At 62.8% G+C, this 25,826-nt stretch carries 20 protein-coding genes and 1 pseudogene; 13 read left to right on the top strand and 8 right to left on the bottom strand.

The window, feature by feature from the left end:
* The first annotated feature begins 196 nt into the window (after nucleotides 1–196).
* A complete protein-coding gene (gene folD, locus F3H95_RS04040) occupies nucleotides 197–1,102 on the top strand; it encodes a bifunctional methylenetetrahydrofolate dehydrogenase/methenyltetrahydrofolate cyclohydrolase FolD (RefSeq protein ID WP_188134287.1) in 906 nt (301 codons plus the stop codon).
* Nucleotides 1,103–1,115: 13 nt separating this feature from the next.
* Here the strand turns inward: folD and F3H95_RS04035 are convergent, their stop codons facing one another.
* A complete protein-coding gene (locus tag F3H95_RS04035; RefSeq protein ID WP_149745006.1) occupies nucleotides 1,116–2,141 on the bottom strand; it encodes a LacI family DNA-binding transcriptional regulator in 1,026 nt (341 codons plus the stop codon).
* Nucleotides 2,142–2,414: 273 nt separating this feature from the next.
* Here F3H95_RS04035 and F3H95_RS04030 point away from each other — a divergent pair, with 273 nt between their 5' ends.
* From F3H95_RS04030 to F3H95_RS03995, 8 genes and pseudogenes are all read left to right on the top strand, one after another.
* Complete coding sequence (locus F3H95_RS04030; RefSeq protein ID WP_142880481.1) at nucleotides 2,415–3,776, top strand: ABC transporter substrate-binding protein; 1,362 nt, start codon at nucleotides 2,415–2,417, stop codon at nucleotides 3,774–3,776.
* A gap of 118 nt (nucleotides 3,777–3,894) precedes the next feature.
* Nucleotides 3,895–4,908: a sugar ABC transporter permease gene (locus tag F3H95_RS04025; RefSeq protein WP_142880482.1), complete on the top strand. Its 1,014-nt coding sequence runs from the start codon at nucleotides 3,895–3,897 to the stop codon at nucleotides 4,906–4,908.
* A gap of 1 nt (nucleotide 4,909) precedes the next feature.
* Nucleotides 4,910–6,073: a carbohydrate ABC transporter permease gene (locus tag F3H95_RS04020; protein WP_142880483.1), complete on the top strand. Its 1,164-nt coding sequence runs from the start codon at nucleotides 4,910–4,912 to the stop codon at nucleotides 6,071–6,073.
* Nucleotides 6,074–6,101: 28 nt separating this feature from the next.
* Nucleotides 6,102–7,757, top strand: coding sequence for an alpha-glucosidase family protein (locus F3H95_RS04015; RefSeq protein ID WP_149745005.1), 1,656 nt, complete (start codon nucleotides 6,102–6,104; stop codon nucleotides 7,755–7,757).
* Nucleotides 7,758–7,865: 108 nt separating this feature from the next.
* Nucleotides 7,866–8,954 carry a sn-glycerol-3-phosphate ABC transporter ATP-binding protein UgpC gene (gene ugpC / locus F3H95_RS04010; protein WP_149745004.1) on the top strand — a complete coding sequence of 363 codons (1,089 nt, stop codon included), beginning with the start codon at nucleotides 7,866–7,868 and terminating at the stop codon, nucleotides 8,952–8,954.
* Between the two features lie 165 nt (nucleotides 8,955–9,119).
* Nucleotides 9,120–9,476, top strand: a complete 357-nt coding sequence (locus tag F3H95_RS04005; RefSeq protein WP_185969679.1) for a hypothetical protein — start codon at nucleotides 9,120–9,122, stop codon at nucleotides 9,474–9,476.
* Between the two features lie 164 nt (nucleotides 9,477–9,640).
* Nucleotides 9,641–10,441: a DUF3800 domain-containing protein gene (locus F3H95_RS04000; RefSeq protein ID WP_188134286.1), complete on the top strand. Its 801-nt coding sequence runs from the start codon at nucleotides 9,641–9,643 to the stop codon at nucleotides 10,439–10,441.
* A 195-nt stretch (nucleotides 10,442–10,636) separates the two neighbouring features.
* Nucleotides 10,637–10,798, top strand: a pseudogene (locus F3H95_RS03995) (LysE family translocator); the annotation flags it as partial.
* Between the two features lie 32 nt (nucleotides 10,799–10,830).
* On the opposite strand, the gene F3H95_RS03990 reads toward F3H95_RS03995, so the two are convergent.
* The gene (locus tag F3H95_RS03990; RefSeq protein WP_149745002.1) at nucleotides 10,831–12,186 is read right to left on the bottom strand and encodes a metallophosphoesterase; all 1,356 of its coding nucleotides are present in this window, start codon (nucleotides 12,184–12,186) and stop codon (nucleotides 10,831–10,833) included.
* 138 nt (nucleotides 12,187–12,324) lie between these two features.
* Nucleotides 12,325–13,221, bottom strand: a complete 897-nt coding sequence (locus F3H95_RS03985) for a LysR substrate-binding domain-containing protein (protein WP_149745001.1) — start codon at nucleotides 13,219–13,221, stop codon at nucleotides 12,325–12,327.
* A 93-nt stretch (nucleotides 13,222–13,314) separates the two neighbouring features.
* On the opposite strand from F3H95_RS03985, the gene F3H95_RS03980 reads away from it, so the two are divergent.
* Both F3H95_RS03980 and F3H95_RS03975 read left to right on the top strand, forming a co-directional pair.
* The gene (locus F3H95_RS03980) at nucleotides 13,315–13,851 is read left to right on the top strand and encodes a GNAT family N-acetyltransferase (protein ID WP_149745000.1); all 537 of its coding nucleotides are present in this window, start codon (nucleotides 13,315–13,317) and stop codon (nucleotides 13,849–13,851) included.
* A 1-nt stretch (nucleotide 13,852) separates the two neighbouring features.
* The gene (locus tag F3H95_RS03975) at nucleotides 13,853–14,623 is read left to right on the top strand and encodes a phosphodiesterase (RefSeq protein WP_188134285.1); all 771 of its coding nucleotides are present in this window, start codon (nucleotides 13,853–13,855) and stop codon (nucleotides 14,621–14,623) included.
* Between the two features lie 51 nt (nucleotides 14,624–14,674).
* Here the strand turns inward: F3H95_RS03975 and edd are convergent, their stop codons facing one another.
* The 5 genes from edd to F3H95_RS03950 form a co-directional block, all read right to left on the bottom strand.
* The gene (gene edd / locus F3H95_RS03970) at nucleotides 14,675–16,495 is read right to left on the bottom strand and encodes a phosphogluconate dehydratase (RefSeq protein ID WP_149744998.1); all 1,821 of its coding nucleotides are present in this window, start codon (nucleotides 16,493–16,495) and stop codon (nucleotides 14,675–14,677) included.
* A 105-nt stretch (nucleotides 16,496–16,600) separates the two neighbouring features.
* Nucleotides 16,601–17,299 carry a 6-phosphogluconolactonase gene (pgl, locus tag F3H95_RS03965; protein WP_149744997.1) on the bottom strand — a complete coding sequence of 233 codons (699 nt, stop codon included), beginning with the start codon at nucleotides 17,297–17,299 and terminating at the stop codon, nucleotides 16,601–16,603.
* Nucleotides 17,300–17,302: 3 nt separating this feature from the next.
* On the bottom strand, nucleotides 17,303–18,775 hold the full coding sequence (gene zwf, locus F3H95_RS03960) for a glucose-6-phosphate dehydrogenase (RefSeq protein WP_142880493.1): 1,473 nt from the start codon (nucleotides 18,773–18,775) through the stop codon (nucleotides 17,303–17,305).
* 139 nt (nucleotides 18,776–18,914) lie between these two features.
* On the bottom strand, nucleotides 18,915–20,201 hold the full coding sequence (locus F3H95_RS03955; protein ID WP_149744996.1) for an FAD-binding oxidoreductase: 1,287 nt from the start codon (nucleotides 20,199–20,201) through the stop codon (nucleotides 18,915–18,917).
* Nucleotides 20,202–20,210: 9 nt separating this feature from the next.
* Nucleotides 20,211–21,653, bottom strand: coding sequence for a glutamine synthetase family protein (locus tag F3H95_RS03950; protein WP_149744995.1), 1,443 nt, complete (start codon nucleotides 21,651–21,653; stop codon nucleotides 20,211–20,213).
* 130 nt (nucleotides 21,654–21,783) lie between these two features.
* Here F3H95_RS03950 and F3H95_RS03945 point away from each other — a divergent pair, with 130 nt between their 5' ends.
* Nucleotides 21,784–22,971 (top strand): NAD(P)/FAD-dependent oxidoreductase, encoded by a 1,188-nt coding sequence (locus F3H95_RS03945; protein WP_143126475.1) that lies wholly within the window; start codon nucleotides 21,784–21,786, stop codon nucleotides 22,969–22,971.
* Nucleotides 22,972–23,193: 222 nt separating this feature from the next.
* A complete protein-coding gene (locus F3H95_RS03940; protein WP_149744994.1) occupies nucleotides 23,194–25,719 on the top strand; it encodes a HAMP domain-containing methyl-accepting chemotaxis protein in 2,526 nt (841 codons plus the stop codon).
* Nucleotides 25,720–25,826 lie beyond the last annotated feature (107 nt).

Genomic DNA, 25,826 nt, shown 5'->3' with positions numbered 1-25,826 from the left:
ACGAAGACCGCCACCGCCGTCGGCGCTGACGGATCACGGCCGGAACCGTCTCTCCTCCCTTTCACGCTGCTTCCCTGTCACGCAGGTCTTGCATTGGGGCCTTCAAGGCCCTAGGGCGTTGGCAGGCGGCCTGTTTGCGCTGACATCGGTCATGGCGACGACGGGTCTCAAGGGTTTCCGACCATCCCCAGGAGGCATGCGCGTGGCCAGCATCATCGACGGAAAGCAGACGGCGGCAAAGGTAACGGAGGCCGTGGCGGAGGCCTCGGCGGTTCTGGAGCGTGAAGCGGGCGTCAAGCCCGGTCTCGCCGTCGTCATCGTCGGCAACGATCCGGCAAGCCATGCCTATGTGAACGCCAAGAGCCGCATGGCCAAGCAGTGCGGCTTCACCTCCATCCAGCACTCCCTGCCGGAAGAGACGACGCAGGCGGAGCTGGAAGCGCTGGTAGCATCCCTCAACGACGATCCGGCCATCCACGGCATTCTCGTTCAGCTGCCGCTGCCCCGGCATCTCGATTCCGAACCGGTGATCCAATCGATCCGCCCGGACAAGGATGTGGATGGTCTTCACGTCGTCAATGCCGGCAAGCTTGCCAGCGGCGATCTCTCGAGCGGCCTCATCTCCTGCACGCCGGCCGGTTCGATGATCCTGGTGCGCAGCATCCATGGCGCCGATCTCTCCGGCCTCAATGCGGTCGTCATCGGCCGCTCCAACCTGTTCGGCAAGCCGATGGGCCTGCTGCTGCTCGCCGCCAATGCCACCGTCACCATGGCGCATTCGCGCACCAAGGATCTGGCGGCGATCTGCCGGCAGGCCGATATTCTCGTGGCCGCCGTCGGCCGTCCCTTCATGGTCAAGAAGGATTGGGTGAAGCCCGGCGCCACGATCATCGATGTCGGCATCAACCGCATCGATGCGCCGGAAAAGGGCGAGGGCAAGAGCCGCCTCGTCGGCGATGTGGATTTCGAGGCCTGCGCCGAGGTGGCCGGTGCCATCACGCCGGTGCCGGGCGGCGTCGGGCCGATGACGATCGCCATGCTGATGGCCAACACCGTGATTGCCGCCTATCGTTCGGCAGGCCGCCCCGTTCCGACCTTCTGAGGCCGGTCGAGCCTCAGTCCGGCGCAGGGCCGGTCGACGCGCGCACCGTGAGATCCGCCGTCCAGAGTTCCCTTCTCGGCAGATCCGCCTCCGGATCCGTCACGGCACTGATCAGCCGTTCGGCCACCCGCCGCCCTGCCTCGCGCAGGGAGGAGCTGGTGGTGGTCAGCGGCGTCGAAAAATGCTCCGGCTTCAGCAGCATCAGGTCGTCGTCATGGGCGATCAGCGAGATGTCGGTGCCGAGTTGCAGCCCTGCCTCGCGAATGGCGCGCACGGCGCCGAGCGCCAGCACGGTACTCGCACAGAGCACGGCGGTTGGCGGCTCGGGATGCTGCAGCAGCCGCGCCATGTGGCGATAGCCGTTGGCATCCGTCATCAGCGTGCTGCTGACGAAGTCCCCCCGCAGCGACAGACCGTGTCCGGCCAGGGCCTGTTCCAGCCCGATGCGTCGGCGGGCGGCGAAATCGAGGTCGGCCATGCCGTTGATCAGCGCAAAGCGGGTGTGGCCGAGATCGATCAGGTAGCGGGCCGCCTGGCGAAAGGCGCCCTCATTGTCGACATCGAGATAGGGATAGTCTTCCGCCACGCCGAGAGAGCGTCCGTGCACGATGAAGGGCAGCGCCAGCGACTTTGCCATCTTCAGCCGCGGATCGCGGGCGCGCATATAGGCAAGATAGTAGGCGTCCACGCTGCCGCTGTTGACGAGTTCGCGGATCGCCTGCTCCTCCTCGTGCGGGTGGGCGGGCATGATCACGAAATGGAATTCGTGGCGCAGGCATTCGTCGGCAAGCCCGCTCTGGAATTCGGCAAAATGAATGTCGGCAGACTGCCCCTCGGACATGGGCATCACCAGACCGAGCGAGCCGGCCTTTCCGGTGGCGAGCCTGCGTGCGGCGCGGTTCGGGCGATAGCCCGTCTCCTGCGCGGCCTTCAGCACGCGCTGGCGCGTTTCCTCGTTGACCTCCGGATAACCGTTCAGGGCGCGGCTGATCGTCGTCTGGGACAGTCCCAGCAGCGCCGACAATTGCTTGAGATTCACCGTGCCAGTTCCTCCACGTGCCGAACGGCGGCTTGTCCTGTCCGGCACTCAAAGCGCTTCGATACCGCATCGGCGCAAAAATGTCGCGAAAATTGAGACGTGGACACAGCTGACCCGCGCCCTAATTCATGTCAAGCTTGAATACGTGAGGGGCCATTCGAAAAGAGACTTGACTCCAGTGCCTGTGGCATGGCTTCTTCGCCTCAAAGCGCTTTGAATGCTTTCGATGCGATCTGGGTAGGAAGATTTACATCTCTGAAGGGGAGGTTTTGCATGAAACATCTTTTGCTTTCTGGCGTTGCTGCCATTTGCCTTGGCGTTACTGGCGTCAATGCTGCAGATCTGAAGTTTGCGCCCGGTCAGGACGCCAAGTTCAACTGGAAAAGCTACGAGGATTTCAAGAAGGCGCATGGTGACATCAAGGGCCAGACGCTGACGATTTTCGGCCCCTGGCGCGGCGATGACGAAAAGCTGTTCCGCAGCGTTCTCGCCTATTTCAACGATGCGACCGGCGCCAACGTCCAGTATTCGTCCTCGGAAAACTACGAGCAGCAGATCGTCATCGATACGCAGGCGGGTTCGCCCCCGAACATCGCCATCCTGCCGCAGCCCGGCCTGTTGCAGGACCTCGCCTCCAAGGGCTTCCTGGTGCCGTTGAAGGCCGGAACGGGTGACTGGGTGAAGGCCAATTACGGCGCAGGCGATTCCTGGCTCGGTCTCGGCACCTACAAGGGCAAGGATGGCAAGGATGCCTTCTTCGCCTTCCCCTACAAGGCCGACCTGAAATCGCTCGTCTGGTATGTGCCGGAAAACTTCGAGGAAGCAGGTTACAAGGTTCCCAAGACGATGGAGGAGCTGATCGCCCTCTCCGACAAGATCGTCAAGGACGGCGGCACGCCCTGGTGCATCGGTCTCGGTTCCGGTGGTGCGACGGGCTGGCCGGCCACCGACTGGGTGGAAGACCTGATGCTGCGCATGAACACGCCGCAGACCTATGACGGCTGGGTCAATAACACGGTGAAGTTCAACGATCCCAAGGTTGTCAGCGTCATCGATGAATTCGGCAAGTTCGCCAAGAACGAGAAATACGTCTCCGGCGGCGTGGCAGCCGTTGCCTCGACAGACTTCCGCGACAGCCCGAAGGGCCTCTTCGGCATTCCGCCGAAGTGCTACCTGCACCATCAGGCCTCGTTCATCCCGACCTTCTTCCCGGAAGGCACGAAGCTCGGCACGGATGCGGATTTCTTCTACATGCCGACCTATGCCTCCAAACCGGAACTCGGCACGCCGGTTCTGGGTGCGGGTACGCTGGTGGCGATTACCAAGGATTCCCCGGCGGCACAGGCCTTCATCGACTTCCTGAAGACGCCGATCGCGCATGAGGTCTGGATGGCGCAGTCCGGGTTCCTCACGCCTTACAAGGGCGTGAAGACCGAAGCCTATGCCAATGACGCACTGAAGAAGCAGGGCGAGATCCTGACGACGGCCACCACCTTCCGCTTCGACGGTTCCGACCTGATGCCGGGCAAGATCGGTGCCGGCGCCTTCTGGACGGGCATGGTCGATTTCGTCGGCGGCAAGTCTGCCAAGCAGGTCGGCGACGAAATCCAGAAGGCCTGGGACGGCCTGAAGTAAATGGGACACATGACCGTGCGCCGTCGGCAAAACCGGCGGCGCATCGCTTCTGCCGTGACACGACACCGGCATGACAAGCCGGAAGACAAAGGTCCGGACCGGACCATGAGGAGGGGACATGGTATCGCAGATCGTCTCGGCCGTCGGCGTGATGATCGTCGGCGTTTTCGTCTGCGCTCTCTATTACTGGCTATCGGACAAGGTGCTCAATCTGGCGCTGCCGGTGCGCGATGGCGATGTCACCCAGGCATCGCGCAATCTCAACCGCCGCGCCGTCATCCGGCCCTGGCTGTTTCTCGGACCGGCGCTGCTGCTGCTCGGCATCTACCTAGTCTATCCGGTGATTGCGACCTTTATCCTGTCCTTTCATGACCGCAGCGGCGAGACCTTCGTCGGGCTTGCCAATTACCGTTGGGCCTTCTTCGATGCCGGCTTCCGGCAGTCGATCTTCAACAACATTCTCTGGCTTGCGGTTGTACCTGCCGCCTGCACCTTCTTCGGCCTCGTGATCGCCGTGCTGACCGACCGCATCTGGTGGGGCAATATCGCGAAAAGCATCGTCTTCATGCCGATGGCGATCTCGTTTGTCGGCGCCTCCGTGATCTGGAAGTTCATCTACGAGTATCGCGGCGCAAGCGACAGCCAGATCGGCCTCCTCAACGCCCTCGTCACTGCGCTCGGCGGCGATCCGCAGGTGTGGATCTCCATGCCGTTCTGGAACAACTTCTTCCTGATGGTCATCCTGATCTGGATCCAGACCGGCTTTGCCATGGTCATCCTGTCTGCCGCATTGCGCGGCATCCCGGAGGAAACCATCGAGGCGGCGGTCATCGATGGCGCCAATGGCTGGCAGATCTTCTGGAAGATCATGGTGCCGCAGATCTGGGGCACCATCGCGGTGGTGTGGACCACCATCACCATCCTCGTTCTCAAGGTCTTCGACATCGTGCTGACCATGACCAACGGCCAGTGGGACACCATGGTGCTGGCCAACCTGATGTTCGACTGGATGTTCCGTGGCGGCGGCGACAGCGGCCGAAGCGCGGTCATCGCGCTCGTCATCATGGCGGCCGTGACGCCGATCATGATCTGGAACATCCGTCAGGCCAACCGCGACGCCGGAGGACATTGAGATGGCAAGCCTTTCCCTTCGCCTCAAGCGCGTCGGCCTGCCGCGCCTGATCGTTCACCTGTCAGTGCTCGTCATCGTCATCCTGTGGCTGATCCCGACGCTCGGCATCCTCGTCACCTCCATCCGCGACAAGGGCCAGATCACCACGTCGGGCTGGTGGACGGCGTTCAGCAGTTCCACCCAGACCAGCGCCGGCCGTCTCGGCGATCCCTCAAGCGCCCGGCAGGAGGGCGCGAATTACGTGATCACCGGCTCGGTCTTCGAAAAGGGCCAGGGCGGCACCGTCAGCGCCTTCGGCGTGCGCGTGCAGGAGCCGGCGGCCTTCCCCGTAGACAAGCCCGCCGATCTTGGCGAGGGCGAGACGCTGACGGTCAAGCCGGACGGCTCCTATGTCTATAGCAAGAACGCCCCCTTCGAGGGCTCGCGCGGCAAGCGCATCTATCTGACCGTTTCCACGCCGCCTCAGTTCAGCCTGCAGAACTATGAGACGGTGCTGAAGGGGGAGGGCATCGGCCAGGCCTTCATCAATTCGCTGACGGTGACGATCCCGGCGACCATCATTCCGATCCTGATCGCCGCCTTTGCCGCCTATGCACTGTCGTGGATGAGCTTTCCGGGGCGGGCGCTGATCATCGCCATGGTCGTCGGTCTCATCGTCGTGCCGCTGCAGATGTCGCTCATTCCGCTTCTGAGGCTCTACAACGAGGTGGGCAATTTCCTCGGCACCTCGTCCAAGACCTATGCCGGGATCTGGCTTGCGCATACCGCTTTCGGCATGCCGCTCGCCATCTATCTCCTGCGCAACTACATTGCCGGACTTCCGAAGGAAATCATCGAAAGCGCGCGCGTCGACGGCGCGTCCGATTTCGAGATCTTCCTGAAGATCGTCCTGCCGCTGTCTTTCCCGGCCTTGGCCTCCTTTGCCATCTTCCAGTTCCTCTGGGTCTGGAACGATCTTCTGGTGGCCATCGTCTTCCTCGGCACCGGCCGCGATCAGCTTGTGCTGACGGGGGCGCTCAATGCGCTGCTCGGCTCGCGCGGCGGCAATTGGGAAATCCTGACGGCCTCCGCCTTCGTCACGATCCTCGTGCCGCTGGCGGTGTTCTTCGGGCTACAACGCTATCTGGTGCGCGGTCTTCTTGCCGGTTCGGTCAAGGGCGGCTGAGCATTTTTCTTTTCAAGGTTTGACGTCAATGATTGCTTCTTCCCAGACGATTGAAGCGCCGGATGCCGACTGGTGGCGCGGCGCGGTCATCTACCAGATCTATCCGCGCTCCTATCAGGACTCGAACGGCGATGGCATCGGCGACCTGAAGGGCATCACCGCCCGCTTGCCGCATATCGCGGCCCTCGGCGCCGATGCCATCTGGATCTCGCCCTTCTTCCCGTCGCCGATGAAGGATTTCGGCTATGACGTCTCGAACTACACGGATGTCGATCCGATGTTCGGCACGCTGTCGGATTTCGACGCGCTGATTGCCGAGGCGCATCGCCTGCAGATCAAGGTGATGATCGACCTCGTCATCTCCCACAGTTCCGACCAGCACGCCTGGTTCGTCGAAAGCCGTTCCAGCCGCGTCAACCCGAAGGCCGACTGGTATGTCTGGGCCGATCCGAAGCCGGATGGTACGCCGCCCAACAACTGGCTGTCGATCTTCGGCGGATCCGCCTGGGCCTGGGATCCGACCCGCATGCAGTATTACCTGCACAACTTCCTCACCTCGCAGCCGGACATGAACCTGCACAATCCCGAGGTTCAGGATGCGCTTCTCGATGTGGTGCGCTTCTGGCTGAAGCGCGGCGTCGATGGCTTTCGTCTCGACACGATCAACTTCTACTTCCATGACCGGGAATTGCGGGACAATCCGTCGCTGGCGCCCGAGCGGCGCAACGCCTCCACGGCGCCGGCGGTCAATCCCTATAATTTCCAGGAGCACCTCTACGACAAGAACCGCCCGGAAAATCTCGAATTCCTCAAGCGGTTCCGCGCCGTGCTGAATGAATTCCCGGCGATTGCCGCCGTCGGCGAAGTGGGCGACAGCCAGCGCGGCCTGGAAATCGTCGGGGAATACACCTCCGGCGGCGACAAGATGCAGATGTGCTATGCCTTCGAATTCCTGGCGCCGGATGCGCTGACACCGGCCCGCGTTGCCGAGGTGCAGAAGGACTTTGCCGCGGCAGCACCGGAAGGCTGGGCCTGCTGGGCCTTCTCCAACCATGACGTGGTACGCCATGTCTCGCGCTGGGGAGCAGACGTCCTCGATCGGGATGCCTATGCCAAGCTGCTCTCCGCCATCCTTCTGACGCAGCGCGGTTCGGTCTGCATCTATCAGGGCGAGGAACTGGGCCTGACGGAAGCCGACATTGCCTATGCGGATCTGCAGGATCCCTATGGCATCCAGTTCTGGCCGGAATTCAAGGGCCGCGACGGCTGCCGCACGCCGATGGTCTGGGATGATCATGCGGTGCAGGCAGGTTTTTCCACCGCGGAGAAGACCTGGCTGCCGATCCCGGTCGAACACCAGCTGCGCGCCGTCAACGTGCAGCAGGGCGTGGAAACCTCGGTCATGGAGCAGTATCGCCGCTTCCTGGCTTTCCGTCGCGCGCATCCGGCCTTTGCCAAGGGTGACATCGCCTTCCTGCCGCCGACCGACAGTGTGCTCGCCTATACCCGCAGCCTCGGCAACGAGACGCTGCTGTGCCTGTTCAACATGAGCGCAGGCGACGTGGTCGCCGAACTGCCCGATGGCGCATGGGAGGTGTTGACCAGTCATGGCTTCGAGGCAGTGGTCGAGGGGCGCTCGGTCACTCTGCCGGCCTGGGGCGCGTTCTTCGCGCGGCTTGCCTGAGGCATTTCGAGATCGGATCCGGGAAGGCTGCCTTCCCGGATCCCTGACACACACGACAACCGTGCCCGGGGCGTAAAGCGGGTCAAAAGGCTTGAGAAGGGGAGAGACATGGCTGGCTTGGTGCTGAAGGATATCCGCAAGGCCTACGGGCAGGTGAAGGTGCTGCACGGCATCGACCTCGACATCCGCCAAGGCGAGTTCGTGGTCTTCGTCGGGCCGTCCGGCTGCGGCAAGTCCACGCTGCTGCGCATGATTGCGGGTCTCGAGGAGATTTCCAGCGGCGACATGTTCATCGATGGCAACCGCGTCAACGAGGTGCCGCCGTCGAAGCGCGGCATTGCCATGGTCTTCCAGTCCTATGCGCTCTATCCGCACATGACGGTCTACGACAACATGGCCTTCGGCATGCGCATTGCCGGCGAAAGCAAGCAGGAGATCGACCGTCGCGTCCGTTCCGCCGCCGATATCCTGCAACTTACCCAGTATCTGGAGCGTCTGCCGAAAGCGCTGTCCGGTGGCCAGCGCCAGCGCGTTGCGATCGGCCGCGCCATCTGCCGCAACCCGAAGGTCTTCCTGTTCGACGAGCCGCTGTCCAACCTCGATGCAGCCCTTCGCGTGGCCACCCGCATCGAGATCGCCAAGCTCAACGAGAGCATGCCGGACACCACGATGATCTACGTCACCCACGATCAGGTGGAGGCGATGACGCTGGCCGACCGGATCGTGGTGCTGTCGGCCGGCCGCATCGAGCAGGTCGGCGCGCCGCTGGAACTCTACGAGCGGCCGCAGAACCTGTTCGTCGCCAAATTCATTGGCTCGCCTGCCATGAACATCATCCCCTCGACGGTGGCCGAGACCGGCGATACCACCCGGCTTTCGCTCAGGGGCGGCAAGGTGATCTCGGTTCCGGTCGCAACCGCGGCATCGGAAAAGGGCAAGGCCGCAAGCTTCGGCATCCGCCCCGAGGACCTGACCGTCACCACCGGCGAGGACTATCTGTTCGAGGGCAAGGTCTCGATTGTCGAGGCGCTCGGCGAAGTGACGCTGCTCTACATCGAGGGCCTTTCCGACGAGGAACCGATCATCGCCAAGCTGCCCGGCATCTTCAAGGTGGAGAAGGGGGCGACGCTGCGTTTTGCGGCCGATCCGGCCAAGATGCATCTCTTCGATGCCAGCGGCCAGACCTATCGTCGCTGACGCCTCAATCCTTTCCGCTTTCTTATGGGGCACCCTGATCCGTGGGTGCCGTCCATACCCTCTGTTAAGGTTCCGGACCTAGGATCAGGGCAGGTGCAGTCGCATATTGCTGAGGCCGTCATGTCCGGACAACCGAGCCATTATCTGAAGAAGGAAGAGTCTTTCATGTATGACCGCGAAACGCGGTTCCGCCTGGAAGACACCATGAATGCCGGCCGGATCGAGTATACGGAAAAGCACGTGATGCACATGGCCTCGCGCCGCTGCGACGTGATCCGCATCTCGATGAGCGGCGCCGTGCTGGCGCTGCTCACCCAGTACAATCTCCCCAAGGAATTCGTGCTCGACATTCCCGATGCGCGCATCATGAAGATCGGCTGCATCCTGATGCGGGTGAACAGCAACAACACGATCGACGTGCGGTTCCTCAGGATGTTGACGCAGAAGGAACTCGACCGCATCTTCATCTTCTCGACCCATCCGGCCCACAAGGACAAGAAGCTGGACGTGAGAAGCTGGTAAGGGGGGAGAAGTTTGCCTGGTTACTTGCTCCTTTTGGAATAATTGTAGCCCCTGGTGAGGCTCTAACGATAGAATTGATTAGCGAAAAACGCTAGATTTTTTAGATATTTTGATTGTAACTGATGCGCTAACAGTCAAGTATTTATGCAAATTTGGTGATGTATATGTCGGAGAGATATACAGTATTCATCGATGAAAGTGGTGAGGCCGGCATCGGCAAAATACGGTCGGAAACGTCGCGTGGCGCTTCCCCGTATATGACTTTGGGCGCCGTGTTAATAAGAAACCAATCTTGGGTGAAGATTACCGACGCACTGGGGCGCATCAGTGCTGACGTAAACAAAAGCCCTCTCCACTGCTCACAGCTCAATCATTATCAGATTCTGCACTTCATTAGGCAGATCAGAAAGCACCAAATGCGACTATTTGGCGTCATTTCGCAAAAATCAACGCTAAAGGAATACAAGGAAGTGATTTCTGAGGATAGCGAAAAGTATTATAATAAATGTGTTCAGTATCTTTTGGAGCGCGTGGGCTGGTTCATGGAGGCGCGCCAGATCCCGAGAGAAAATCTTGATATCGTTTTTGAGAAAGCTAACGTAGATTACGACAGCATGTGCAACCTATTGCGTGCATGCCAAAAAACGCCCAAGCGCGAATTTACAAAAAAGCTAAAAAACATAGATACCTACAAAATATCCGCGAAATTGAAGAATGAGGAGCCAATGTTGCAGGTGGCCGATCTTGTCGCGCATGCGCTCTACAAATGCGTCGATAAGCCTGAGAAGAACTTTGGCATACCGGAGCCGCGTTATTTGCGGGAGCTATCTCCTCTCTTCTTTGGCAATCCTGATACTCAAGCAGTGGTTGGAGCTGGCCTGTACTGTGTCCATAACATAAGCCAACTGAATTTGGATCCCGATGTTGCGGAAGTATTTATGAATATGACGGCTACGCCTCCTTAATGAAATGTCGCCAGATCATCGTTTAAAATACCGATAAACTATGAAAATCGTGATATATTAAATGGGAAAGTGAAGTTGATTGCCGAGGTTTGTGGTTGGGTATTCGGTGCTTCATTTTAAATCTGAGGCCGTCAGTCTCGCTGTCCACATCATGAACGCACCTTGGAACACAATATGGCCGAGTTTTCTCTGGTGTTCATGGCCATCACCTTTGCCGTGTTCGTTCTCTACGGCCTGTGTGCGGCAAGCGTTCGAGACCGCATCCTCTCACGCCCGGCGGTGATGGCAGGCCTGCGGCGGGGCTTTGCCGCCGCCTTTGTTGGTCTCGGCATCAAGCTTGCGACGGCAGACTGCTGATGCCGTCTGCCGTCGCGCCGTGTCGTCCCGGATCAGGCCTTGTTCAGCGCCTCGATCACGAGGGCCTTCAGCTTCAGTTCCGGCACTTCGGCAAAGGTCAGGTCCTCGCGGCCAAAATAGGCCTTGCGGTTGATCGCCGACCAGTCGTTGCAGGCAATGATGTAGCTCTGCTTGCCGGCGGCGAGTGCCGGTGCCGCATAGAGGAAATCGCCGGTGCGGGCGGAAAGCGGCACGTCGCCATCCTGGTTGCAGCGGGCAAGGATGGCGGCAAGTGTTGCGGCATCCACCTCGGCCTTCATGATCTTGCCCTCGAAACGCAGCGCCGCATTGTAATCGAAGCGGCTGACCTCGCCCCTGGGAAGGCCGGTGCCGAAGGAGGTGTGGCCGATGAAGCCGATACCGGCGCCGACCTTTGCGGCAATGGCGGCGGCCGTGAAGCGGGCGGTTTCGCCGCGCGTCAGCGGCTTTGCCGTGCGGGCAATCACGCTGCGGTCTTCGGCGGTCAGATGCCTGTCGAGAACAGCGGCGATCGTGCGCTTCAGGTCCGCTGCCGCCGGGTCGTCGCGCTCGATGGAGATTCGCTCGAGGGTGGCTGCCGCACCCGGCGCGGTGATGGTCGCGACCGTCATCAGCGAGGCCCAGGAGCCGGTATGCACATAGCGCGTCCTGCCCTGTTCATGCACCAGCGTCAGGTGATCGTGACCGCCGATCATCAGCGTTGCATCGGGCAGCATCGGCAGGATATCGCGATCCGGCACCACGCCGGCATGGCTGAGAACGATATTGACGCTGCCGCTTTTCAGGATGGCGGGCAGGTTGGCCTTCGCCCATTCCACCGGCTGCGGCACGTCGATCAGGTCGCGCGTCGCCTTGGGATAGGTGCCGATGGCATTGGTGCCAAGGGCGGCGATGTTGAGCGTCATGCCACCGGCAGACAGCGTCGCGGAGGCCTCCGCATAGGGCTTGCCGGTGCGCTTGTCGTTGATGTTGCTCAGCACGGTGACCCCGAGCGAGCGGGCCTTCTCGACGAAATGGGCGAGATCGTTGTCGAAATCGGGCTCGTGATTGCCGATGTTGAAGACGGTCGGCGCAAGCCTGGCAAGCGTGCCGAGGAAGGTCCAGTCGGCCTCGCCGCCGGAGCGTGCGGCCGCGACATTGCCGGATTCGAACAGATCGCCATTGAACAGGATCACCTGCGGCCGGCTTGCCGAGGCAACGCGGGTCTCAACGACCTGCAGCAGTTCGGCCATCCGCTCATAGGCCGAATGCAGATCGGAGAGAATGATGAGATCGACGCCCGGCTCGGCCGCACGGGCGACAGTACCGGCCAGCGGCAGGAGGGCAGCGGAGGAAAACAGGCCGAGAACGGCGCGGCGGTTGAGCAGCATCTGGACAATCCCTTTTTCGGAAATGCCTCGCCCTAACAATGCTGTACGACACGGCTGTGACGTCCTGATCGGCGAGCGTCCTTCCATCCCTATCATCCTTTTCATCTCGGCCGGCAACCGACATCCCGGCCACCTGCCTCATGCCGGGGCTTGCGAACCGGACGACTGGCCTTCCTGCAGCAGCCAGGTCTGGAACAGCCGGGCATGTCGCACGGAATGACAGGTGCGGGAGATGACGACGTGGAAATCCTCCATCCGCAGAGCCAGCTGGGGAAAGAGTGGCGTCAGTCTTCCGGCCGCGACATCCGCCGCCACCAGCGCGCTTGGCCCCATTGCGATGCCGACGCCGTCGATTGCGGCCTGCAGCGAATGGTACAGCGGTTCGAACCGCAACTGGGCGGCGCCCGCGAGATCTGGCATGCCGGCTTCACGCAGCCAGAGCGCCCAGAGGCTTGCAACCGATTCCGCATGCAAGAGTGTGTGCGCGGCAAGATCGGCCACCTGTCCCACGGGCCTCTTTGCCAGAAGATCAGGGCTTGCCACCGGAAGGCAGGTTTCGGAGAGAAAGGCCGTGCTCGTCTCCCCGAGATGTCCGCGCCGGATCGCGAGATCGAAGTGTTCGCAAAGGGTGTCGAGCGGTTCGATGGAGGCGGAGAGCCGGATTTCGATATCGGGATGCTGCGACGTAAAGCGGGGAAGGCGGGGAATGAGCCACCGCATCGTGAAAGTCTGCGGCGCGCTGATGCGCAGCACTTCCCGGGCATCCCGCCCCGCCAGTTGCTCGCTCGCCCTGGCGAGATCATCCAGAACGCGCGTCGTCTCGATCAGGAACTGCTGCCCCTCCGCCGTCAGAACAACCCCCCGGCCGTCGCGCGCAAACAGGCTTGCGCCCAGCCAGTTCTCGAGAATGCGGATCTGGCGGCTGATCGCGCCATGCGTCACGCCCAGCTCGCTTGCCGCCAGCGTCAGGCTGCCGCGTCGTCCCGTGGCTTCAAAGGCCTTGACGGCATTCAGGGGAGGCAGGCGTCGATGCATCTGTGAGTTTTCCTGAGGTTTTGCGCAGGATAACTCAGTTGTCGCGCGCGGAGAAGCAGCAGAGAAAAGCCTTGTCCCTTAAGGAGTTTCCCGATGCAGACAAACGAAGTCTCCGACGGCCCGACCGTCATTCGCCCCCTTCTCCCGACCGATTCCATCGCCGATCTGACAGATCTGCTGCACCGGGCCTATCGCCGGCTTGCCGACATGGGATTGCGCTACATGGCAACCCATCAGAGCGAAGAGGTGACCCGCGAGCGGATTGCCCAGGGCACCTGTCTCGTGGCGCTGAAGGATGGGAGGATCTGCGGGACGATCCTCTTCCGGAACCCGCAGCAGACGTCGGGATGCCGCTGGTATGATCGCCAGGAGGTCGCGTCTCTCGCCCAGTTTGCCGTTGATCCGGACCTTCAGGCACAAGGGCTCGGTCTGCGCCTGCTGAGACAGGTCGAGGTCATGGCTCTCCGCGCGGGGGCAGGGGAAATCGCGCTCGATACCGCAGAGCCCGCCACGCATCTGGTCGCCTGGTATACGCGCCTTGGATATCGCTTCGTGGAACATGCCCGGTGGTCCCACACCAATTATCGAAGCGTGATCCTCAGCAAGGCATTGAGCGATGCGGCGGCCTGACATGTTCAAGCTGCTGCACCTCTCCGATCTTCACCTGACGCCTCCCGGTGTCGCGTTGCACGGTCTCCGGCCGGATATGCAGCTTGAGTGCTGCGTCTCGGACATTCTGGCGGATCATGCCGATGCGGATCTTTGCGTCGTTACCGGCGATCTGACGCATGACGGGCTGCCGCTCGCCTATCATGAGGTGCGGCGGCAGTTGATGCGGCTTACCATGCCGGTGCATGTGATGATCGGCAATCACGACGATCGCACCGCGTTCCGGTCGGTCTTTCCGGAAGCCTGTGCCGCCGATGGTTTCGTCCATCAGGTGATCGATACGGATGCCGGCCGCATGGTCCTGCTCGATACCCATGAACCGGGTAGCGCCGGAGGCCGGCTGTGCGAGGCGCGCCTGGCCTCGCTGAGGGCAAGGCTTGCGGAGAGTGGGTCGGACCCGGTCTATCTGTTCACCCACCATCCGCCGGTTCGGGTCGGTCTGCAGCGGATGGATGCCATTTGCCTGCGTGATGCCGAGGCGCTCATGGCGGCTCTTCTGCCCTTCCGCGAAAGAATCCGACACCTGTTCTTCGGTCACCTGCATCGGGCTGTTTCCGGCACGTGGCGGGGCCTGCCGTTCAGCGGTGTGCGGGGAACGAGCCACCAGATCGCGCTGGATTTCACAACGCCGCATGTCGCACCCGTCAGCTTCGAGACACCGGGTTACGGTGTCGTCTTCATCGATACCGACAGCATTGTGGTGCATCACGCGGAGATCAAGCCGCAGCGCTGAGGATGGCAGCAGCCGGGCAATATTGCCCGTCTGCCACCTCCATGGCTTGTCTCAGGCGAAAAACACGCTCGCGCCCTGGTCCGCCGGGCCGACATGCTGGCGGAAGGGGGCGAAGAGTTCGCGGCCCATGCCGAAGTCATTGCCGGTAAGGTCCGTCTCAACGGCCGGACGGGCGGCGAATTCGGCGGCATCCCCCAGCACTTCCAGCGTTCCGTTGACGGCGTCGATGCGGATCATGTCGCCATTCTGGATCTTGGCGATCGGGCCGCCATCCGAGGCTTCCGGCGTGACATGGATCGCGGCCGGCACCTTGCCGGAGGCGCCGGACATGCGGCCATCGGTGACGAGCGCCACCTTGAAGCCGCGATCCTGCAGCACGCCGAGCGGCGGGGTGAGGCGATGCAGTTCCGGCATGCCGTTCGCCTTCGGGCCCTGGAAGCGGACCACGGCGACGAAATCCTTGTTGAGTTCGCCCTTCTTGAAGGCGTCCTGCAGTTCCTGCTGGTCGTGGAAGACCACGGCCGGTGCCTCGATCACGTGGCGCTCCGGCTTGACGGCGGAAATCTTGATGACGCCCTTGCCGAGATTGCCGTGCAGCATCTTCAGGCCGCCATTGGCCTGGAAGGGGCTTTCGATGCGCGTCAGCACCTTCGGATCGCCGCTCTCCTCCGGGCTCTCCTCGCGCACCACCATGCCGTTTTCATCGAGCCGCGCCTCGACCGTATAGGCGGCAAGGCCCTGGCCGAAGACGGTGCGCACGTCGTCATGCACCAGGCCGGTCTTCAGGAGCTGCTTGATGAGGAAGCCCATGCCGCCGGCGGCGTGGAAATGGTTCACGTCGGCAAGCCCGTTCGGATAGACGCGGGCAAGCAGCGGCACGGTGTCGGAAAGTTCCGAAATATCCTGCCAGGTCAACACGATGCCGGCGGCGCGCGCCATGGCGACGAGGTGCATCGTGTGGTTGGTGGAGCCACCCGTGGCATGCAGGCCGACCACGCCATTGACGATGGAGCGTTCATCGATCATCTCGCCGGCGGGCGTGAATTCGTTGCCGAGCGCGGTAATCGCAAGCGCCCGCTTGGCGGCTTCCCTGGTCAGCGCCTCGCGCAGCGGCGTGCCCGGATTGACGAAGGAGGCGCCGGGCATATGGAAGCCCATGATCTCCATCAGCATCTGGTTTGAATTGGCCGTGCCGTAGAAGGTGCAGGTGCCGGGGCCGTGATAGGATTTCGATTCCGCTTCCAGCAGTTCGGCGCGGCCGACCTTGCCTTCCGCATAGAGCTGGCGGATGCGCGACTTCTCGTCGTTCGGCAGGCCGGAGGTCATCGGACCGGCCGGAATAAAGACGGAGGGCAGGTGACCGAAGGTCAGCGCCGCAATCACGAGGCCCGGCACGATCTTGTCGCAGATGCCGAGGAAGACGGCGGCATCGAACATGTTGTGGGAAAGGCCGATGCCGGCCGCCATGGCAATCGCATCGCGCGAGAAGAGCGAAAGCTCCATGCCCGGCTGCCCCTGCGTCACGCCATCGCACATGGCGGGCACGCCGCCCGCCACCTGCGCCACGCCGCCGGCCTCGCGTGCGGCCTCGCGGATGATCGGCGGGAAGGTCTCGTAGGGCTGGTGGGCCGAGAGCATGTCGTTATAGGCCGTGATGATGCCGAGATTGGGCACGACGTCGCCGGCGAGCGCGGCCTTCTCGGCGGGGGAACAGACCGCAAAGCCATGGGCGAGGTTGCCGCAGGAGAGCGTGGAGCGGTGCACGCCCTTGGCGGCCGCGCGCCGCACGCGGTCCAGATAGGCCTCGCGATGCGGTTTCGACCGTTCCACGATGCGCCGGGTGATCGCTTCAATGCTCGAATGGGCAGCCATATCATCCTCCATGGGCAAGGCTTGCGGCGGTTGGGAGGCCGCCGCGCCTGATGTTCTCTTGCTTTCGTTTGCCGCGCGTCCCCGCGCGTGATGGGCGCCTTGGCGTCAGGGCGCCCAGTAGATCTCGACCGGCGAGGTGGCACGGTTCAGAACGGCGCGCACCGGCATTTCCATCTCGTCGGTGCCGGCCAGAGCCTGCTCGAGCACGGCCTTCTTCGCCTCGCCCTCGATGTGCAGCACCAGGAAGCGCGCATCGGCGAGGCTTGGAAAAGTGAAGGTCAGGCGCTCTTCACCGGCCCCTTCGGCCATCATCGTCATCACGCCGCGCGGCGCATCGGGATCGATGGCGCGGGCAAGATGATTGCCGCCGGGGAAGAAGGAGGCCGTGTGCCCGTCACCGCCCATGCCGAGGATCGCCACATCGAAGGGATTGCCGATGTCCTCGGTCTTTTCGGTGGCGATCGCGGCGGCCTGCAGCGCGGAGGCCACATCGTGATAGAGCGGCACGAAGATGGCGCTCGCTGCCTTGTTCCGGAGAAGGTGGGTTTCCACCAGCTGGTGGTTGGAGCGCGGATTGTCCGCAGGCACGAAGCGCTCGTCGACCAGCGTGATCGTCACCTTGTCCCAGGCGATGTCGCGCGTCGAAAGCGCCTCGAAGAAGCGCTTCGGCGTGGAGCCGCCGGAGACGGCAATCGAGGCCGCTCCCCGTTCGACAATGGCCTGTGCCAGGCGGGCCGACACATCGTCGGCCAGAAGTTCGGCCAGTTCGGCGGTGTTGGCGAAGCTGTGCAGGGTCGATGCCATGGGTCAGCCCTCGTGCCAGGTGCGGCCATCGCGCTCGATCAGCGCAATCGCCTGGCTCGGCCCCCAGGTGCCGGCGGTATAGCCCTGTGCCGGCTGGCCGGTGAGTTCCCAGCCCTTCAGGATCGGATCGACCCATTTCCACGCGGCCTCCACCTCGTCGCGGCGCATGAACAGCGTCTGGTTGGAGCGGATCACGTCCATCAGCAGGCGCTCGTAGGCATCCGGATTGCGCACGTTGAAGGCGGCGGCGAAGCTCATGTCGAGCGAGACATTGCGCAGGCGCATGCCGCCCGGACCGGGGTCCTTGATCATCAGCGACTGCTTGACGCCCTCATCCGGCTGCAGGCGGATGATCAGCTGGTTGGCGGAGATGCGGCCGGCGGCCGGATCGAAGATGTTGTGCGGGATCGGCTTGAAGGTGATGACGATTTCCGACATGCGGCTCGCCAGCCGCTTGCCGGTGCGGATGTAGAAGGGAACGCCCGCCCAGCGCCAGTTGTTGATCTCGGCCTTGATGGCGACGAAGGTTTCCGTGTTGGATATGCCGCCGGCCAGCTCTTCGAGATAGCCCTTGACTGGACCGCCGGAGGATGCCCCGGCGCGATACTGGCCGCGCACGGTCATCTGCTCGACATTGGCATCGGTGATCGGGCGCAGCGCCCGCAGCACCTTCAGCTTCTCGTCGCGCACGGCCTCGGAATCCATGGAGGAGGGTACTTCCATGGCGACAAGGCAGAGCAACTGCAGGATGTGATTCTGCACCATGTCACGCAGCGCACCCGCCGTGTCGTAATAGCCGGCGCGACCTTCGAGACCGACGGATTCGGCCACCGAAATCTGCACATGGTCGATGTACTGGGCGTTCCACAGCGGCTCGTAGAGCGCATTGGCAAAACGCAGCGCCATCAGGTTCTGGACGGTTTCCTTGCCGAGATAATGGTCGATGCGGAAGATCTGCTCTTCCTTGAACACCTTGCCGATCGTGTCGTTCAGCTCAAGCGCCGAGGAGAGATCGCGGCCGATCGGCTTTTCCACCACGATGCGGGTGGACTTGGTGATCAGCTTGTGGTCGCGGATCTTTTCCGAGATGGCGCCGAAAATGGCCGGAGACACGGCGAGATAGAAGGCGCGTACCCGCTCCTTGCCTTCGTCCAGCAGCTTCTTCAGCTGGTCCCAGCCGGCATCGGTCTTGGCATCGACGGAGACGTAGAACAGACGGGCGAGGAATTTGGCCACTTCCGCCGTGTCGTATTCGCCGTCCTTGAGGTGCTTTTTCAGGGCCTCGTCGGCGAACTTGCGAAATTCCTCGTGGCTCATCGGCGTGCGGGCGGCGCCGATCACGCGGGTCGGCTCGGTGAACTGTCCCTCGATCTGGCGGTGGTAAAGGGCCGGAAGCAGCTTTCGTTCGGCAAGGTCGCCATTGCCGCCGAAGACGACATAGTCGAAGGGTTCCACGGGGATGATCTGACTGCTCATGCCTGGTTCTTTCGAAGTCTGAGGGTTGAGGACTACATAATCTAATCGATTTAAAAAAGCCAGCCCCCGTCTTGGGGCAAAGCGTCACATTGGCGTCAGTGCCGGGGTTGACATCCCCTTTGGCGCCGACGCGGGCGCATCAAAGCCGGTCGCGCAGGGCGTACCAGGTCAGCGCCAGAAACAGCAGCGGGCTGCGCAGTCGATCGCCACCCGGGAAGGGCGGAATCTTCAGCTCGCTGAACAGGCCGAGTTCGCTGGTGTTTCCAATCACGGCATCGGCATACATCTTGCCAGCATAATTTGACAGCATGACGCCATGGCCGGAATAGCCGGCAATCGAGGTGACGCCCGGCATCACCTCGCGCACGAAGGGCTTGCGGGGCATGGTAATGCCGACCGAACCGCCCCAGGCATGGGTGATTTCCACATCCTTCAGCGCCGGATAGATCTCCGCGATCTGCTTGCGGATATGGCGGGAGATGTCACGCGGGCTGTCGGCGGTATAGGCTTCCCGCCCGCCGAACAGCAGGCGCCCGTCGCGGCTCTTGCGGAAATAGCGCACCACGAAGCGCGAATCCGCCACGGCCTCGGCGCCCGGCAGGATGTCGGGGAAGCGGTCGAGCGGCACGGTCGCGCCGATGAAGGAGCGGATCGGCATCACATGTGCTGCCGTTTCCCGTTCCAGCTTGCCGATATAGGCATTGGTCGCCAGCAGAACCCGCTCGGCGGTGATCGTGCCGCGCGGCGTCTCGATCCGCGTGCGGCCCTGCGATTGGGTGATGCCGGTGGCCGGCGTCATCTCGCAGATCCGGGCACCGGCTTCGGCCGCCACGCGGGCAAGCCCGATCAGCAGCTTCAGCGGATGAATGTGGCCGGTGCCGGCATCACGAACCCCGTGACGATAGTGCGAGGAACCCAGTCGTTCGGCGGTTTCCGCCCGGTCCATGAAGGCGACATGCGGATAGTCGTAGCGTGTCGCCAGAAGGTCCGCGACACGGCGGTAGTCGTCGGCGCCGGTGCGCTTGTGCGATACGTTCATCTGGCCCGGCATGTAGTCGATGTCGATGCCATGCGTCTCGGCGAAATCGAGCAGGTGTCGCTTGGCGTTTTCGGCCATGTCGAACAGGGCGCGCGACCGTTCATAGCCCAGCTCCGGCTCCAGTTCGTCCGGCCAGGCGCGCTGGCCGGAGCCCAGCTGGCCGCCATTGCGCCCGGAAGCCCCGTCGCCGAACCGGCTTGCCTCGATCAGCACCACCGAGACCCCGCGCTTGGCCAGATTGAAGGCCGCCTGCAGGCCGGTGAAGCCGCCGCCGATGATCGCGACATCGACCGCAACCGAGCCGTCCAGCGGTTCGTAGGTGGGCCGATCCGCAACGCTGTCCTGATACCAGGACAGGCCCGGCGCGATGGGGCTTTGCCATGTCATGGGATCACCTTACACGTTGAGCAGCAGGAATTCACGCTCCCACGGACTGATCACCTGCATGAAGGTCTCGAATTCACCCCGCTTCACGCCTGCATAAAGGCCGATGAACTCCTTGCCGAACACGTCTTCGAAGGCGGACTCGTCCTCCAGCAGGGCGACGGCTTCGAGAAGGCCGCGCGGCAGGTCGATCGAGCCTTCGTTGGCGGTGTCGTAGGTCGGCTCCGTCGGCTCGATTTCCTTCATGATGCCGAGCCAGCCGCAGGCGAGCGATGCGGCAAGCGCCAGATAGGGATTGGCATCCGAACTCGGCAGGCGGTTTTCCACGCGTCGCGCCGCAGGTTCGGAGATCGGCACGCGAAACGCGGTGGTGCGGTTGTCATAGCCCCAGGCATTGTTGACCGGGCAGGCCATGTCCGGCGTCAGGCGGCGATAGGAGTTGACGTAGGGCGCCAGCATGACGAGCGAGCTTGGCACATATTTCTGCATGCCGCCGATGAAGTGGAAGAAGGTCCGCGAGGGCGTGCCGTCCTCGTTGGAGAAGATGTTCTTGCCGGTCTTCGCATCCACGACCGACTGGTGGATGTGCATGGCCGAACCCGGCTGGCCCTGCATCGGCTTTGCCATGAAGGTGGCATAGATGCCGTGTTTCAGAGCGGCCTCGCGGATGGTACGCTTGAACAGGAAGACCTGGTCGGCCAGCTGGACCGGATCGCCGTGACGCAGGTTGATTTCCAGCTGCGCCGGGCCTTCCTCGTGGATGAGCGTATCGATCTCCAGACCCTGCTTCTCGGAGAAGTGGTAGATGTCGTCGATCAGTTCGTCGAACTCGTTGATGCCGGCGATCGAATAGCCCTGCCCGCCGACGATGGAGCGGCCCGAGCGGCCCTTCGGCGGATGCAGCGGATAATCCGGGTCCTCGTTGATCGCGACGAGATAGAATTCGATTTCCGGCGCAACGACCGGCTTCCAGCCCTTGTCCTGGTAAAGCCGCATGACGTTTTTCAGCACGTTGCGCGGCGTATAGGGCACCTGCTCGCCGGTGGTGCCGACGACATCGCAGATCACCTGCGCCGTCGGGTCACTTTCCCAGGGCACGACGGAGAGGGTGGACAGGTCGGGCACGAGCTTCAGGTCGCTGTCGCGCGGCTCGTAGCGGAAATTCGCTGTTTCGTCCGGATAGTCGCCGGAGATCGTGTGGCGATAGAGCGCAGACGGTAGCGCCAGCGAGGTGTTGGAGGTGAATTTCGAGGTGGGCATCATCTTGCCGCGTGGCACGCCGGCCAGATCCGGGGTGATGCATTCCACGTCCTCGATGCCACGCGCCTTCAGCCAGGCGGCTGCGTCACGCCAGTTTGCCACACCGCGCAGCGAGGTCAGCGGCGGTTGTGCCGTTGCAGCTTTGAGAATGCTTCCAGAGGCGCGGGCAGTGGCGGGCTTTTTCTTGGACGGCATAAGGCACCGGATGTTGTTGATGGTCCCGGCATCATAGTCGGAACACGGCAATTGGCGAGGGGGATCATTGACTTTGTCCGGCTGATCGCAAACAGGAAAGGCCGGATGAACGGGACAGGGCGAGGGTGACGTGACGCGCCGATACGACGTGGTGGTGCTGGGCGCCGGAGCCGCCGGCATGATGTGTGCGCTGAAAGCCGGTCAGCGTGGCCTTCGCGTTCTGGTGCTGGATCATGCCCGCGCGCCCGGCGAAAAGATCCGCATTTCCGGCGGCGGCCGCTGCAACTTCACCAATCTCCACGCCGGTCCGGCCAATTACATCTCCGGCAACCGCCATTTCGCCAAGTCTGCGCTTGCCCGCTATACGCCGCGCGACTTTCTCGCGCTTGTCGAAAAGCATCGCATCGCCTGGCACGAAAAGACGCTCGGCCAGCTGTTCTGCGATGACAGCGCCAAGGATATCATCCGCATGCTGCTTGCCGAAATGCAGGCCGGCGATGTGGAGCTTCGCCTGCAGCAGCCGGTCGGCGCCGTCGAGAAGTCCGAAGACGGCTTTCGCATCGCCCTTGACGGCGGCGTCGTGGAGGCGCGCGCGCTGGTGGTGGCGACGGGCGGCAAGTCCATTCCGAAGATGGGCGCCACCGGCCTTGCCTATCGCATCGCCGAACAGTTCGGCCTGCCGGTCACCGAGACGCGGCCGGCGCTGGTTCCTTTGACACTGGAACCGGCGATGCTCGAAAAGCTGTCCGCCCTGTCCGGCATTGCGGTGGAGGCGGAGGTTCGCCACGGCAAGACGGGCTTCCGCGAGGCGCTGCTCTTCACCCATCGCGGCCTCAGCGGCCCCTCCATCCTGCAGATCTCCTCCTACTGGCGCGAGGGCGATGCCATTACGCTGTCGCTGGAACCGGATGTCGACCTCTTCGCCCGTCTGAAGCAGGCGCGCCGCGACAATGGCCGTCAGGCCGTGCAGACCGCACTCGGCGAGATCCTGCCGCGCCGTCTGGCGCAGTTTTTCGCGGAGGATCTGCGTCTCACGGCACCGCTTGCCGACCAGAGCGACCGCGCCCTGCAGGCGATTTCGACGGCGGTGCAGGCGTGGAGCCTGAAGCCTGCCGGCTCCGAAGGCTATCGCACGGCGGAGGTGACGCTCGGCGGCGTGGATGTCGGTGCGCTCGATTCCCGCAGCATGCAGGCAAAGGCGGTGCCGGGGCTTTACTTCATTGGCGAATGCGTCGACGTGACCGGCTGGCTTGGCGGCTACAATTTCCAGTGGGCCTGGGCTTCCGGCCATGTCTGCGGCGAGGCTCTCGCTGCCTGAGACGCTGTCGCGCGCGCTGGCGGAAGCAGAACCCTGCCTTGCGTCAATATGGTACAAGTTATTCGCATATCAGTATATTCGCACATTCAGGCCTAGGATTTTAGGCGGATTCTTCAGCATTTCTTTAGCCGCAAATGGGACACTTATCGGGTCTCCTGATGTCCCAGGAAGAAGCACGTCCGCGCGGGTTCTGCCGCGGATGGTTCATTTCAGAGGTTGCAAATGCTCGTCGACCGCCTTCTCGCGCGCTTCAAGATCCAGACGAAGGTCATCGCTTTCATCGTCCCCTTCGTCCTCAGCATCTCGGCCGTAGGCCTGTCCGGTCTCTATGCCTCCCGCCTGCTGCAGGTGCGCATGGACATGTCCAACTCCGTTCTCCAGTCGTTGAGTGGCTTCAAGCTGGTCTATGCCGGCATGACCGAATTCCTGCAGCATACCAGCGAGGAGACGCGGAGCACCCTGGTGCGCCAGCTTGGCGAACAGTCCACGCTTCTGAAGCAGGTCGCCGCCGCCGCAAGCGGGGTGGAAGGCCGCCCCGAGATCCAGGCAGCCATTCAGGGCGCGGAATCCATCAATGGCCAGATTGATGCGCTGTGGCGGCGCTACCAGGACGAGGTCACCCTGCGCAAGGGCATCGATGCGGATCTGGGCGGCATCGTCAAGCAGCAGGCCGACCTTTTGAACTATGCGACCGTCAACCGCGAGAACCTGAGTGCTGACGAGGCCAAGGCCAGGGAATTGCTGCGCGATGCCGACCGCCTCACGCGCGGTGCCAACCTGATTTCCAAGGTGGTTGCCGATTTCAATGGCCAGACCACGCCCCAGCAGAAGATGGATGTCGTCATCCCGCAGCTTGCTCCGCTGAAGGCGGCCGTGGCCGAGATCAACGCCGCCCTGCCGGCAGACCAGAAGGTGGTGGCGGAGCAACTGACCGACAGCGTGACGCAGATCGGCAAGCAGGCCGAGATCGGCATCGTCAACGATGCTACGATCGGTGCCGCCGAGCGGGCCGTCAATCTGATGCGGCCAGCGGCGATCCGCCTGCAGGGAGTCGCCACCGCCAAGGCCCGGCAGGCGACGGAAGCCTTCGGCGCGCTTGATGCGCCGATCGCGGCGGCCACCCGCTTCCTCAACGTGACCCGCCAGATCAGCGATGCGGTGCGCACCGTCGAACTGAAGATCGCCCGCTATACCACGGCGCCGGATGCCGCCCTGCTGGACGAGACGCTAGGTGCCCTGATGTCGCTCGACGTATCGGCCGGTGCCCTGCAGGCAGACCAGAACGTGCCGCAGCAGGTTCGCAAGCGGGCCGACGCCATTCTGCCGCTGATCGTCTCGCTGGAAGACAGGTCTGAAGCCCTGCTCAACCTCTCGCGCCAGCGTATCGACGCCTTCCGCGCCGCCGAGGGCGAGATCGGCTCCATCTGGAGCAATCTCACGCAGTTTGCGGCCGAGCAGCGGGACGCCGCCAGTGTCGAACGGGACAAGGCCAACCAGATTTCCGTCAGCGCCATGGCGCTCGGCATTCTGGTCGCCATCTTTGCCGGCATCGGTCTGATCTTCACCTTCAAGGGACCGATCCTGCAGCTTGCGGCAGCCATGCGTCGGCTGGCCTCTGGCGATCTGACTACGGCGATCGACGGCGCAGCCCGCCGGGACGAACTGGGCGACATGGCACGCGCACTCGGCATCTTCAAGGAAAATGCCGAGGCGAAGCTGCGCGTCGAGGCGCTGAGCGAACAGGAACGCGCCGCCGCAGATGCCGAGCGCCGCCGCAACGAAGCCGAAAAGCAGGATATCGACCGGCAGATCGAGTTTGCCGTCACCGCCCTTGCCAAGGGGCTGGAACGGCTGGCGGATGGCGATGTGTCTGCCACCATCGACACGCCCTTTGTCGGACGCCTCGAACAACTGCGCAGTGATTTCAATCGCTCGCTGACCCGCCTGCAGGAGACAATCGCTCTGATCAAGGACAATGTCGGTGCCATCCAGGGCAATGTCCGGCAGATGTCACAGTCGACCGATGATCTGTCGCGGCGCACCGAGACGCAGGCAGCCTCGCTGGAGGAAACGGCTGCGGCCGTCAACGAGGTGACCGCCAATGTGCGCGCTGCCGCCGACAAGGCGCGCGAGGCCAATCTGGTGGTGGGCGAGACGCGGCGAAGCGCCGATGACTCCATCCTGGTCGTGCGCGATGCCGTTTCGGCCATGGAGCGGATCGAGGTGGCTTCGCAGAAGATTGCTTCCATCACCGAGGTGATCGATGGCATCGCCTTCCAGACCAACCTTCTGGCGCTGAATGCCGGCGTCGAGGCGGCGCGTGCCGGCGAAGCAGGCAAGGGTTTTGCGGTGGTGGCGCAGGAAGTACGCGAGCTTGCCCAGCGTTCAGCCGGTGCCGCCAAGGAAATCAAGCAACTGATCAACGCCTCCGCCGAGGAGGTCAGCAGCGGTTCGCATCTCGTCCAGCGCACCGGCGAAGCGCTGGCTGCCATCGGTCAGCAGATCTCCAGCCTGAGCGCGCATGTGGAGGGCATTGCATCGGCCTCGCGCGACCAGTCGTCCGCCCTGCAGGAGGTCAATGGTGCCGTCAGCCAGATGGACCAGCTGACGCAGCAGAACGCGGCGATGGTGGAGGAAACCAGTGCCGCCAGCCGCCAGCTTGCCGAGGAGGCCGATCAACTGGTGATGCTGCTTGAGCAGTTCCGAATCGAAGCCGGCGCCGGCCAGAGAACGGCCCGCGCCGCCTGAGGCGGGCTGTCCAGCCTCGATCAAGCTCAGGGCCTTTCAATGCGTTATTGAAGGGCCCTTTACCATAGGGGCGGCTTTCGGAAGCGGACGGGACATTGGCGCGTTTA

This window comes from Rhizobium sp. RU35A, from assembly GCF_900156005.1.
GTDB classification, from domain to species: domain Bacteria; phylum Pseudomonadota; class Alphaproteobacteria; order Rhizobiales; family Rhizobiaceae; genus Neorhizobium; species Neorhizobium straminoryzae.
The sequence above is the reverse complement of the archived record's forward strand: the minus strand, read 5'-3'. Positions and strand labels throughout refer to the sequence as shown.

Excerpts from the sequence above, each read along its gene's own strand:
- F3H95_RS04020 (WP_142880483.1), top strand. The coding sequence starts at position 4,910 with ATGGCAAGCCTTTCCCTTCGCCTCAAGCGCGTCGGCCTGCCGCGCCTG.
- F3H95_RS04025 (WP_142880482.1), top strand. The coding sequence starts at position 3,895 with ATGGTATCGCAGATCGTCTCGGCCGTCGGCGTGATGATCGTCGGCGTT.
- F3H95_RS03940 (WP_149744994.1), top strand. The coding sequence starts at position 23,194 with ATGCTCGTCGACCGCCTTCTCGCGCGCTTCAAGATCCAGACGAAGGTC.
- F3H95_RS03950 (WP_149744995.1), bottom strand. The coding sequence starts at position 21,653 with ATGCCGTCCAAGAAAAAGCCCGCCACTGCCCGCGCCTCTGGAAGCATT.
- F3H95_RS03990 (WP_149745002.1), bottom strand. The coding sequence starts at position 12,186 with ATGCTGCTCAACCGCCGCGCCGTTCTCGGCCTGTTTTCCTCCGCTGCC.
- pgl (WP_149744997.1), bottom strand. The coding sequence starts at position 17,299 with ATGGCATCGACCCTGCACAGCTTCGCCAACACCGCCGAACTGGCCGAA.
- F3H95_RS03985 (WP_149745001.1), bottom strand. The coding sequence starts at position 13,221 with ATGCATCGACGCCTGCCTCCCCTGAATGCCGTCAAGGCCTTTGAAGCC.
- ugpC (WP_149745004.1), top strand. The coding sequence starts at position 7,866 with ATGGCTGGCTTGGTGCTGAAGGATATCCGCAAGGCCTACGGGCAGGTG.
- folD (WP_188134287.1), top strand. The coding sequence starts at position 197 with ATGCGCGTGGCCAGCATCATCGACGGAAAGCAGACGGCGGCAAAGGTA.
- edd (WP_149744998.1), bottom strand. The coding sequence starts at position 16,495 with ATGGCTGCCCATTCGAGCATTGAAGCGATCACCCGGCGCATCGTGGAA.
- F3H95_RS03975 (WP_188134285.1), top strand. The coding sequence starts at position 13,853 with ATGTTCAAGCTGCTGCACCTCTCCGATCTTCACCTGACGCCTCCCGGT.
- F3H95_RS04005 (WP_185969679.1), top strand. The coding sequence starts at position 9,120 with ATGTATGACCGCGAAACGCGGTTCCGCCTGGAAGACACCATGAATGCC.
- F3H95_RS04000 (WP_188134286.1), top strand. The coding sequence starts at position 9,641 with ATGTCGGAGAGATATACAGTATTCATCGATGAAAGTGGTGAGGCCGGC.
- F3H95_RS04030 (WP_142880481.1), top strand. The coding sequence starts at position 2,415 with ATGAAACATCTTTTGCTTTCTGGCGTTGCTGCCATTTGCCTTGGCGTT.
- zwf (WP_142880493.1), bottom strand. The coding sequence starts at position 18,775 with ATGAGCAGTCAGATCATCCCCGTGGAACCCTTCGACTATGTCGTCTTC.
- F3H95_RS03955 (WP_149744996.1), bottom strand. The coding sequence starts at position 20,201 with ATGACATGGCAAAGCCCCATCGCGCCGGGCCTGTCCTGGTATCAGGAC.
- F3H95_RS03980 (WP_149745000.1), top strand. The coding sequence starts at position 13,315 with ATGCAGACAAACGAAGTCTCCGACGGCCCGACCGTCATTCGCCCCCTT.
- F3H95_RS04015 (WP_149745005.1), top strand. The coding sequence starts at position 6,102 with ATGATTGCTTCTTCCCAGACGATTGAAGCGCCGGATGCCGACTGGTGG.